Consider the following 11198-nt stretch of genomic DNA (forward strand, 5'->3'; position numbering starts at 1 on the left):
TGTATCCATTTTATGTTTTCTGTAAATTTTCATGATTGAGCATATTCCTTACAGATCTTCGTTCTGTTATATACTCTATAATGCCATTGGCAATTTCTTCATCATCTGTTACTACAACATCAGCACCTAAATCAATGAGATATGTTGTCTCTGTGTCGGATAATGCATGTGTGATTATCTGGATATCTTTCTTCATATCACGGATATTCACGATACATTCTCCTACTTCAATGGTACTTCGCATTGTAATAACAACTTTATGTGCATTATTTATATTTGCTGCGTTCATTATTTCTTGTTGAATGATATTGCCGCAAATAGCCTCAAAGCCATCTGCAATCGCTTTATCAGAGAGGCGTTTTGATTCTTCTACGATCACTATAGGTTCACCTTTATTTATTAAAGATAATGCAACACACTTACCGATACGACCATAGCCAATAATTACGATATGGTTGTTTTTTAAGGTCATCGGTAAAAAATCTTGGTCAGGATCTTGTGGATCAATATCAATAATTATTTGGGTATTTTGTGAAGATGCAGAATTTTTTTCTAGACGTTTTTTAATTTTATTACAGGCAATGAAAACAAGAGGATTGAGCAAAATAGAAAAAATTGCTCCTCCAAGAATTAAATCATGAGCGTCATTGTTTAAAAGTCCTAAGCTTAAACTTAAACCAGCAAGGATAAAGGAAAATTCTCCGATTTGGGCAAGGCTTGCAGAAATAGTCAAAGCTGTTGCATTAGAATAGCGAAAAGCTTTAACGATGAAAAAGGCAACAGCAGATTTTCCGATTACGATAATGAATAAGGTTGCTAAGAGAGGGAAAAAATGAGTTAAGAGTTTCTCGGGGTCAAATAACATGCCTACAGAAACAAAAAAGAGAACAGAAAAAGCATCGCGCAGTGGTAAAGATTCTTCCGCGGCACGGTGGCTTAATTCTGATTCGCTCATGACCATACCAGCAAAAAAAGCACCAAGAGAAAGAGAAACTCCAAATAAATGAGCGGCTCCGAAAGCTACTCCTAATGCAATAGCAAAGACGCTAAGACGAAATAATTCACGTGATCCCGATTGTGCGCTCATTTTTAAAAGCCATGGGATAACGCGTCGCCCAATGACGAGCATAAGTGCAATAAATAAAATTACTTTTAGGATGGTGAGACCAAAAATACCCCAAATACTTAAATCCAACCATTGAACAAGAGGATCCAACGCTTCTTTTTTGGTATTGCTGAGGGCACTTGCCAAGGAAGGGATGAGGACAAGTATAAGGACCATTGCTAAATCCTCAATAATCAACCATCCAACGGCAATGCGTCCTTTTTCTGTTTCAATAAGATGACGCTCTTGCAAAGCACGTAGCAGGATAACGGTACTTGCTATGGATAAAGCAAGACCGAAGATCAAACTACCACTAAAGCCCCATCCCATAATCAGACCAAGGCACAAACCTAGAAAAGTAGAAAATGCCATTTGTGCAATAGCAGCGGGGACAGCAATAGCTTTGACAGATAAAAGGTCTTTTAATGAAAAGTGGAGCCCAACACCAAACATCAGCAAAATAATACCAATTTCAGCAAGTTGATTAATGATGACGGAATCTATTTTAAATCCGCCTGTATTGGGTCCCACAATAACACCAGCTAACAAATAGCCTACAAGTGGTGAAATACGTAAACGGCTAGCAATCATTCCCAAGAGAAATGCTAAACATAAGCCTGCAACAATAGTTGTGATAAGTGGTGTGTCGTGGAGCATGGATTATTTACTATTCTTGATCAAAAAGCGAATGAATGAAAACGACTATATTTCTATGAGAAGAGAGGCGAGATGTACCATACGCATTAAAGGGCATTTTTATTTCACTTTGATATTTGCACGATTATTTCGCTCACGCCACCAATTTCCTAGCAGGAGTAAAATAGGAGCAGCAATAAAGATAGAGGATGATGTTGCAATAATAATCCCAAAGACCATGGGTAATGCAAAATTATGAACAGCACTTCCACCCCATATCGCCATGGGGAGCATCGCAAGAATTGTTGTGGCTGATGTAAAAAAACAACGTACCAGAACCTGATTAATGGACAGATCAATCAGTTCGCGCAACGGCATTTTTTTATAAAGACGCATATTTTCGCGCATCCTATCATAGACGACAACTTTATCATTTATAGAATATCCAACAATTGTTAAGAGTGCGGCGATAGCCGTTAAATTAAAATCAAATTGAAATAAAGCAAAAAAGCCAATCATTTTTGTGGTGTCTAGAATGAGAGTGATAATTGCTCCAATGGCAAAGAACCACTCGAAGCGTAACCATATATAGAGAGACATGGCAATAGCCGCAAGAATAACAGCAGTAAAAGCAGCTGTGGCAAGCTCACCTGAAATTTTGGGACCAACAATTTCTATTTGATCGAATGTGGTATCGGGATAGATATTTTGTACAGCTGTTTTGACCTTATCAATGGCGGTGGTTTGTTGTGCTTCGCCACCGCTTTGTTTCTGCATGCGAATTAATACGGTATTTTCGTTATCAATATTTTGCAAGGTAATTTCACCAATATTAAGAGTAGAAAGCTTGGAACGCAGAGTTGCTAGATCTGCTGGTCCTTTCGTGGTAATACTCATTTGGCTTCCGCCAATGAAATCAATACCAAAATTCAATCCAGGCTTAAAAAAGAGAAAAACTGAAGCCATTGATAAAACAATTGAGACGCCAATACCAATGAAACGTGCTTTCATAAAGTGGAAAGTTGTGTTTTGTGACATGATGTTGAAAGCAGAGTGAATATGCAATTTTTTAATTTTCCATTTACGAACGATCCAAATCATGATGATGCGTACAATGGTGATATTTGTAAACATGGAGATGATAATACCAAGCAACATTGTTACGGCAAAACCACGAACGGGGCCGGTCCCGAACCAAAATAGTAAGACGGTCGCTATAATTGCTGTAACATTTGCATCAACAATGGTTGCAAAAGCGTGTTTAAATCCACGATCTAGGGCTGCAAAAGCACCCACACCTTTTCGACTTTCTTCACGGATACGTTCATTGATAAGGATATTAGCATCAACGGCAATACCGATACCTAAAATAATACCAGCAATACCAGGCAGCGTAAGCGTAGCTCCCAAAAGACTCAGTGCAGCAAATGTTAAAATTGTATGCAGAGCTAGCGCTATATTGGCAATTAATCCCCAAATACGATAGAGAAGAAAAATAAAAATTGCAACAAGAATAAAGCCAATTATGCCGGTGTAAAGTCCCATTTGGATGGCATCAGCACCAAGATTTGGACCTACAGTTCTCTCTTCAATGACCGTGAGTGGTGCGGGGAGGGAACCAGCACGAAGCAGAGCAGCCAGAGTTGAGGCTTCTTTGGGGTCAAAGTTTCCTGTAATTTGACCTTGTCCATTGGGAATGACACTATTGATGGTCGGAGCGGTTAAAACCTTATTATCCAGAACAATGGCAAAAGGACGGTTAATATTTTGTCGTGTTATATCAGCAAATATTTTTGCGCCAGCGGAATCTAGCGTAAATGAAATAATGGAACGTCCTGGTATTTGGGGGTCAAAACCTGCACGGGCATCTTTCAGGACATTTCCATCTAAAGCAATTTGATCATAAATTGCATAATGTTGTGTTGCATCAGTGTATCCAGGGAGAATAGAAACACCTATAGGGGGATTATTGGGGTCCACATTAGAAGGAACAAGATGAAAACTCATCTTAGCGGTTGTTCCTAAAAGATCACGCAGTTGTTTTGGATCTTGTAGTCCAGGCAATTGGACCATAATACGATCATTTCCAACCTTTTGGATGGCTGGTTCTGAAACACCAACTTGATCTATACGACGACGGATGATTTCTAAGCTTTGTTCAATAGCATTGCTGACACGGTCTTTTATACCAGCTTCTGTTAATGTGACGCGGAGAGTTTCATTTTGAGCACTGATCGTGATGTTATGTTCTGTTGTGCCAAAGCTACTGTGTATGGGGGTTATTAATGTTTTCAAAGCAGAGAGTGCTTTTTCAGTTTGCGATGGATCAGAAATAAGGGCAATAACGCTATCTTCAACGATACGCACACTTGAGGTGCGGATTTGTTTTTCACGCAATACATTGCGCACATTGCTTAAAACTATATGTAACTGATCGCGTTTTAACGTTTTGCTATCAACCTCGAGCAGGAGAGAAGAGCCTCCTTGAAGGTCAAGACCAAGTGCTACACGGGTGTCGGGTAAGAATTTCGAGTTTTTAACTTGTTCGTGTGAAAATAAATTGGGTAAGGCAACATAAATGCTGCTTAAAAGAATAAAACAATAAAGGGTAGTTAACCAACCAGGTGTACGCATGATATATTCCGTAAATAGGCAATCTAACAGTTATTCAAAGTTAAAAGCACAAGTAAAATAAGATGATCGTTTTTATATTCAAGGAAGAGAATTAAGTGTGTTCATTGGGAGGAGCGCGTTTATTTGAGAAATATTGTGTTTTAACGTTACGAAATCGTGTGTCAACAGCTGGAATCCTTATTAAAAAGAAATCCAATGTTAGGATTTTTTGAAAGGTCCTCATAAAAATAGATTCTGTATGGAGTGTTACAAGTTTTTTGTTTTCAGTTGTGGTAACATTCACATGATCACATTTATGATGTAAATCAAATCTATTCGTTTTAATGACGTTATTGGTGTGTGATTGTTTGATTAAATAAGCACGCGTTTCTAGGTTGCTCGTCAAGAATACACCTAAACTGGATAGAAAAATCCAGGTTGTCAAAGGAAGAAAATCTTCTTTTTTGCAATAAAGGTGCAAAAAAAACATGCTAGAGTGCCTTCTTTAATCTTATTGAGTTCAGCTTATTTATCATTCTTTTATCTTATTATCAGTATTATAGGATAAGGGAAAGCTTTTATAAGATTATTCTATAAAAGTTGAAAACATCTACTTTATACCATATTTAAAAGAGAGAAATAAAATCCTTTTTGTGCTCATAAGGTAGATATGTATTCATTTTGTAGAAAAAACATCCACATACTTTTCCTTCTTTTGGGGATTATCTTTGTATTTAATTCTGGTGCATGGGGTAATAGGGGGGCACAAAATACAATTGTCGAACAAACGATAGCTTCTTATTCAGTTGATGAAATTATTCAGCAACAACAGTTGATTATTGAGACTCTTGAAGAAAATACTGAAACTTTAAAAAGAGATTTTGACAGAAAGCCAGAAGATGAGCGTGCTTTAGAAGAATTACGGTTACGTGCACAAGATATCAGTGAACGTGCTATTGAGGCAGCATTTGTTTTGCGTCCTCCTCTTAATGAGATTAATACACTTCTTGATCAATTAATGGAGCTCCATCGTGAGGTGAAAAAACTGAAAAGCTCAGTGAAGGAATATTCCTACTTGATAGAGCAAAAAGCTAAAATTAACAGTATCATGCTTCGTTTTGAAGCAATTTTCTTAGCGGCAAATAGAATAGCTGAACTTTCCATTTCTCAATCTCGGGAGCTTTTTAAACGCACGCTTACGTATAGGCTTGAGTTTTCGATTCCGATGGTTAAACATCTCGCCCAAAAAACAAAAGAGGCTTCATCAGATTTTCTTGTGTTGTTAAATTCTTGGTGGAATTTTATATTTTACTTCAAGTTTTTACAACTATTTCTTTGCTTTTTAATTCCACTTTTTATTACTTTGGGACTTTCGTATTTTTCTCAAAAAGTTCTTGTTCATGTGTATTGCCACTTTACGAAGTCTAATGAGGAAATATCTTATTTACAACGCTTATTGATCGCCTTTATTTCAGTTTTCTTACCTTCACTTGTATGTATTCTTTGCGTTTATCTTGTGTTGTTTTTGTTTCGTAGTTTTAACTTAGATCCAGGTAAACTTACAACAGTTTTTGATATGATAGGTTGTCAAATTATTTTATTATTTTTAATCAATCGATTAGCTGTTGTTCTTCTATCATCGAATAGTCCCCATGTGCGTCTTCTCAGTATTGCACCATCGTCTGCTTATCAATTAGTGATTTTACTCACGTCTTTAGGGGGTATTTTGGCATTTGACGCTGTTCTTGATAGTATTTATCAAATCATTTCAGCGCCTCTATCTTTGACAATTGCTAAAAGTTTTATTGCTGTTTTTCTTGTAGCGATATTGCTATTTATAATATCATTTGTACCTTTGCGGTTTAGACGTAGGCGTGTTCAAGAAGAAAAAAAAGAGCCATACTTTTGGCCATTTTATATACGCATTCCTCTTATTGGCTTGGGGTTACTGCTCTTTGTATTGAATTTTTTAGGTTATGTTGGACTTGCGCGTTTTATTACGCAGCAAATTATGATTGATGGAGCATTTTTAGTTCTCATGTATTTAGGAATACAAAGCGCTCAAGCACTTGGAACTAAAGACCAATTTATTAAAACAACGGTTGGTCATCTTTTGATGCAGAGGTTTCATTTAGAAGAAAAAACGATGAATCAATTGGGAGTTTTTATGAGCGTTTTTCTCAATTTATTTGTTGTTATATTTTGTGCAATGCCAATTGCTGTACAGTTTGGATTTTCCTATTCTGATTTAAAAGCAGTTTTGTGGCAATCGGTGACCGGTTTTCAGATTGGAAATATTAGTCTTTCTTTGATTTCTCTTGTAACAGGAATTATTTCTTTTTGTGTTTGCTGGTTTCTTATTCGCCGATTTATTGGTTGGTTAGATAATGTGGTGTTGGTTCATGGAGAGTTCGATTCTGGTATACGTAATTCTATCAAAACAGTGATAAGTTATGGAGGCGTTGTTGTATCTGCTTTGACCGGATTATCAATGGCAGGTTTGGATCTTAGAAATTTCGCTCTTATTGCTGGAGGACTTTCACTTGGTATAGGTTTTGGTTTACAGAATATTGTCCAAAACTTTGTCTCTGGACTTATTATTTTAGTTGGAAGACCATTTAAAATAGGAGACTATATAGAATCTGGATCAGTAGGGGGGGTTGTTAAGCGTATTAGTGTGCGTGCAACGGAACTTGAGACCATTCAGCGTAAGACGATTATTATTCCCAATTCAAGCCTTATTAATAACAGCGTTAGTAATTGGACACGACGTAATAAAGTAGGACGAATTGATATACCAGTTACTGTATCATCTAAGGTTTCTCCAGAGCATGTTGCTGAAATTTTGTTAGAGATTGCTTCTGCGACAGAAGGCGTTTTAAAAAATCCTATCCCACAGGTAAGTTTTACAGCATTTGATCGTAAGAGTTTTTCCTTTAATTTGGCTATTTATGTGCCTAATATTACCTTATCTTCTCATGTAACCAATGCTCTTCGATTTAGCCTATATAAGCGTTTTGCTGAGGAAGGAATCTTAGAATGCTAAAATATACTTATATTTTGATTACAGTTATTCTATTAAGTATTTTTACCATAACAGCTTTTGCTGCAACAGTGAAGAATACTGATTTAAAGATACAATCTCTTATTGTTGTTGAAGGAAGTATACCTTCAACAATTTCTTTAAATACTCATCAAACAATTACAATTTGTATGAAGGGATGTTTTATAACTTTTCCTAATAAAGACCGTTTTGCAATAAAGGCAGATGATATTATAGAAATCAGTAGGGGAAGAGCAATTTTTAAATAAAATGATTGAGAATTTTTGTTTGGGGACAAGATTTAGAAGGATAATGATATTGTCGTATTAATAATCTCATCCTTTAGAAAATGGTAAAAAAAAGTATGATTTTAGTATAAAATGGATGTTTTTTTATACTATGTATAATCTACAGTATGCATTTTGGATGTAAGAATATTGAGGTATTTATAATATTGTTAATGAACATCGATTATCTAAAAATAATTACATCATTTTTAGATTTTTTTCATTAAAAAGGCATAAAATATACTATTTTGTGATTTTTTTGCGGTATTTTTGATACAAAATGTTTTATATTTCATCATTTTAAAAATATAATAGGTATTTTTATTAAATATTTATTATTTAAAGTATTAATTATTCTAATATTTTAAAATTTATTTGATAATATTAAATTTTGGTGTAATGATATATTATTATAGTGATAAATTTAAATGTAAATATAAAGGAGTAAATGCAATTTTACAGCATAAGATTTTATAAAACTTTGTTTTTCTAAATGTGATTTTTGATTATATTTAAATTTAGCAATGGGGTATAATTTTATGAATACAAAATTTATAACAGCATCTGTTTTTTCTTTGATTTCACCTTCTATAGTACAGGCTGCAGATGTGGTGGCTCACGAAGAGCCATTACATGTTGCCTCAGAAGTTGTTGCTTCTTCACCTTTTTCTTGGGCAGGTTTTTATTTCGGGGGGCAAGTTGGTGGCTTTTCAAGTAAGACTTCTGCAATAACGCGTGATGTTGATATTCCTCTCTATCCCGATGAGGAGAGTAAAAGTAAACCATGGGTGCCTGTCGAGAAGCAGTATATGCCTGAGCTTTCTGGATTTATAGGTGGTTTTTATGCGGGTGTTAATTTTGATCTCGGTAATAATTTTATTGTGGGGATTGATACGGATATGCTTTTAACGGAAAAAAAGGATACAAAAACAAGATTTCAGGCTGATGAAACGAGTGCAGGTGGTCCTAACACTGGTGGATCGGGCACTGAAGGATCGGGTACTGATACTGAGGAATTAGGTACAGAAGGAAAAAGTCGAAAAAAGGCAAAACTTGTCAGAAGACAGGGTAGAGACTTTTCTCGCTCTTCTGCAGAGGATAAAGAAGAGAAAGACAGTTTAACGTTTAATCATACGTTAAAACAAAAATGGACAGGTGCTACACGGGTGCGTGTTGGGTTTTCTGCGGGGCATGTGATGCCTTATATTGCTGGTGGTGTTGCTTATGGACAGTTTCAAGATATTTTGTCGACAGTAATTACGGGAGGTGAGCCATTTAATAGGACATCGGATGTAACAAAAACGATGATTGGTTATACTCTCGGTGGTGGTGTTGATTTTGCAATGACAGATCATCTTGTTGTGCGTGCGGAATATCGTTACTCAGATTTTGGTAAAAGGAAATTTAAAGACGAGATTGAAGTTAAGTATAAGACGAATGATTTTCGCGCAGGAATAGCTTACAAATTCTAATTTTGTATGATAAAGGAGCTTAAATTTAAGAGGTCCTATTTCTTCGATAGGGCCTTTATTTTTTAATTTTATGCATTGTAAACACTATTTTATGGTGAAAAAAGGGGGGCTTTGACTTTGAGTGAGAATGAGGAGGTAAGGAAGAGTTACTCAGATTCTTAATTGTTAAGAATAAAAAATTTTTAGTTCACGAGGTGTGGTTGAAACATTTGTTGGCAAAGAAGGATTGCTTCGTCTTTCATATTATTACAGTTATCACTTTATAATACCGTTATAGAGTTGCAAACAGTAAACTTAAAGAGAGTTTTTACTATCTAAGTAATGAGAAAATAAAGAAAATTCACATAGAGTGGTGCGGACGGCGTGCACGTTTGTGCAACAATTTTTTCTTCCCTTAGAACTCTCTAGAATATCACCTGATAGCACAGTTTATCTTTTTTCTATTTAATAACTAATTGTTTTTATTTTATTTTATTTATTAAATTGCCTTTTATATATAATCTTGGTACCAGATGAAAGTGCTCCAAGTGTAATTCAAAAGGTGTTTTTAAAAAGGTGGTTCGAAGAACGTGATAGACTGTCTGTCTTATCTGTAAAAAATCTATCTAAAGGAAAATATGCTGACAGAGCTGGTTTATGGCTTATCAAAACTACACCAGATCAAGGATGATGGCTTTTTAGGTTTGACCTCAATAAAAGACGACGAGAAATGGGATTAGGCTCTTGTCGCTATGTATCTTTAAAAGAAGCACTGTTCAAAGCTTTAGCTTATCGTGATCTTTTAAATCAAAGAATTGACCCGATTCGCCGAAAACAAAAAGAAAATTTGCGTCGAGCAGGGGGGATTTCTTTACGAGAAATTGCCTCTAGTGCTTTTGAAGCGAAAAAAAACGAATTGAAAAATGAAGGAAAAGCAGCAAGCTGGTTAACACCTCTTGAGTTACATGTTTTTCCTAAACTTGGTGATACGCCAATCATTGAACTGACGCAAATTGATATAAAAGGATGCATTTCTTCCATTTGGAAGACAAAAAACGAAACAGCAAGTAAAGCTCTATCCCGCTTGAATATAGCTATAAAACATGCGGCGGCACTTGGTATAGATGTGGATATGCAATTAAAAGCAAAAGCTTTATTAGAAAAGTTTATTCAAAATACCCAAAATATTCCAGCTATGCCATGGAAAGAAATGCCTAAGTTTTTTCAATCTTAAAATGATGAGCTTGTATCACATCTAGCTTTAAAACTTCTTATTTTGACGGTTTTTTGTTTTATACCAATCAGGCATATTCGATCAGAAGAGATTTATGGATCAATATGGATTATCTCAAAAGAAAATATGAAGAGAATTGTTGGAAAGGTTTCTGATTTTCATGTGCCGCTTACAGCTGAAGCGCTTGCTGTTATTGAAAAAGCAAAAAATAGAAAAAATGGTTTTTTATTTGCTGAGAGTTTTGAAAAGCCTATATCTGATGTAGCACTTTCTAAATTCATGAAAGACAAAGGTTTTGATTATAGACTTCATGGTTTCAGATCGATTCTGTGGGACTGGATAGCAGAGACAACGTCAGCACCATTTGAAATTGCAGAATCTGTTCTTGCGTATTCAGTTGGGAATTCAGTGACAAAGGCTTACATGCGGACGGATTTTTTAGAATAGCGCCGTGCCCTCTTAGAACAAGGGGCGTCTTTTATATCCGGAGAGGCTTGATAATTGTTATGTCTATTGTCGCGTCAGGTGTCTAAGAAACACTTAAGCGATTAGCGGATAGATTACGATATAATCTCTCTTTCCTCGCTTTAAAAGCGGGGAGGGGGTAAAGCTTTCAGTTTTTGGTTAGCCACTGTTTAAAATGTGCAAAGACATTGTCTATTGCATCCATAAGACGAGCAAAATAAAGGATAACCATAAAAGAGGGATGAATGCCATCCATTTTATCAAGCGAGACATCATTTTCACGCTTTTGTAGGTCATGATGATTTCTTGAAGTATTTCTTTTTCTGCTTCTGTAAGCTCTATATCGTCTTGTGTTTTTTTTCTA

General features: G+C 35.6%; 6 protein-coding genes and 2 pseudogenes. 4 read left to right on the forward strand and 4 right to left on the reverse strand.

Features of this window, described 5'->3' with window-relative positions; translation table 11 throughout:
- Positions 1-10: 10 nt before the first annotated feature.
- From ybaL to ACFIJW_RS00715, 3 genes are all read right to left on the reverse strand, one after another.
- Entirely contained in the window at positions 11-1762 is a 1752-nt protein-coding gene (ybaL, locus tag ACFIJW_RS00705) for a YbaL family putative K(+) efflux transporter (protein WP_375632812.1), read from the reverse strand.
- 99 nt (positions 1763-1861) lie between these two features.
- Positions 1862-4375 carry a protein translocase subunit SecD gene (secD, locus tag ACFIJW_RS00710; protein WP_375632814.1) on the reverse strand — a complete coding sequence of 838 codons (2514 nt, stop codon included), beginning with the start codon at positions 4373-4375 and terminating at the stop codon, positions 1862-1864.
- Positions 4376-4466: 91 nt separating this feature from the next.
- Positions 4467-4844 carry a hypothetical protein gene (locus ACFIJW_RS00715; RefSeq protein WP_375618656.1) on the reverse strand — a complete coding sequence of 126 codons (378 nt, stop codon included), beginning with the start codon at positions 4842-4844 and terminating at the stop codon, positions 4467-4469.
- A 180-nt stretch (positions 4845-5024) separates the two neighbouring features.
- Between ACFIJW_RS00715 and ACFIJW_RS00720 the strand changes: the two genes are divergently transcribed.
- The 4 genes and pseudogenes from ACFIJW_RS00720 (at position 5025) to ACFIJW_RS00735 (ending at position 10816) form a co-directional block, all read left to right on the forward strand.
- Positions 5025-7400, forward strand: a complete 2376-nt coding sequence (locus tag ACFIJW_RS00720) for a mechanosensitive ion channel domain-containing protein (RefSeq protein WP_375632816.1) — start codon at positions 5025-5027, stop codon at positions 7398-7400.
- Positions 7394-7666 (forward strand): hypothetical protein, encoded by a 273-nt coding sequence (locus tag ACFIJW_RS00725; protein ID WP_375632818.1) that lies wholly within the window; start codon positions 7394-7396, stop codon positions 7664-7666. Before ACFIJW_RS00720 ends, ACFIJW_RS00725 begins: the two co-directional genes overlap by 7 nt.
- Positions 7667-8223: 557 nt before the next feature.
- On the forward strand, positions 8224-9156 hold the full coding sequence (locus ACFIJW_RS00730) for an outer membrane protein (protein ID WP_375632820.1): 933 nt from the start codon (positions 8224-8226) through the stop codon (positions 9154-9156).
- A 541-nt stretch (positions 9157-9697) separates the two neighbouring features.
- Positions 9698-10816, forward strand: a pseudogene (locus ACFIJW_RS00735) (tyrosine-type recombinase/integrase).
- A gap of 166 nt (positions 10817-10982) precedes the next feature.
- On the opposite strand, the pseudogene ACFIJW_RS00740 reads toward ACFIJW_RS00735, so the two are convergent.
- Positions 10983-11198: pseudogene (locus ACFIJW_RS00740) on the reverse strand (hypothetical protein); the annotation flags it as partial.

Source organism: Bartonella sp. MM97QHHN, assembly GCF_042194285.1.
Lineage (GTDB): Bacteria > Pseudomonadota > Alphaproteobacteria > Rhizobiales > Rhizobiaceae > Bartonella.

What these genes read in the sequence shown, in the direction of transcription:
- ybaL (WP_375632812.1), bottom strand. Translation starts at nt 1,762, where the DNA reads ATGCTCCACGACACACCACTTATCACAACTATTGTTGCAGGCTTATGT.
- ACFIJW_RS00730 (WP_375632820.1), top strand. Translation starts at nt 8,224, where the DNA reads ATGAATACAAAATTTATAACAGCATCTGTTTTTTCTTTGATTTCACCT.
- secD (WP_375632814.1), bottom strand. Translation starts at nt 4,375, where the DNA reads ATGCGTACACCTGGTTGGTTAACTACCCTTTATTGTTTTATTCTTTTA.
- ACFIJW_RS00720 (WP_375632816.1), top strand. Translation starts at nt 5,025, where the DNA reads ATGTATTCATTTTGTAGAAAAAACATCCACATACTTTTCCTTCTTTTG.
- ACFIJW_RS00725 (WP_375632818.1), top strand. Translation starts at nt 7,394, where the DNA reads ATGCTAAAATATACTTATATTTTGATTACAGTTATTCTATTAAGTATT.
- ACFIJW_RS00715 (WP_375618656.1), bottom strand. Translation starts at nt 4,844, where the DNA reads ATGTTTTTTTTGCACCTTTATTGCAAAAAAGAAGATTTTCTTCCTTTG.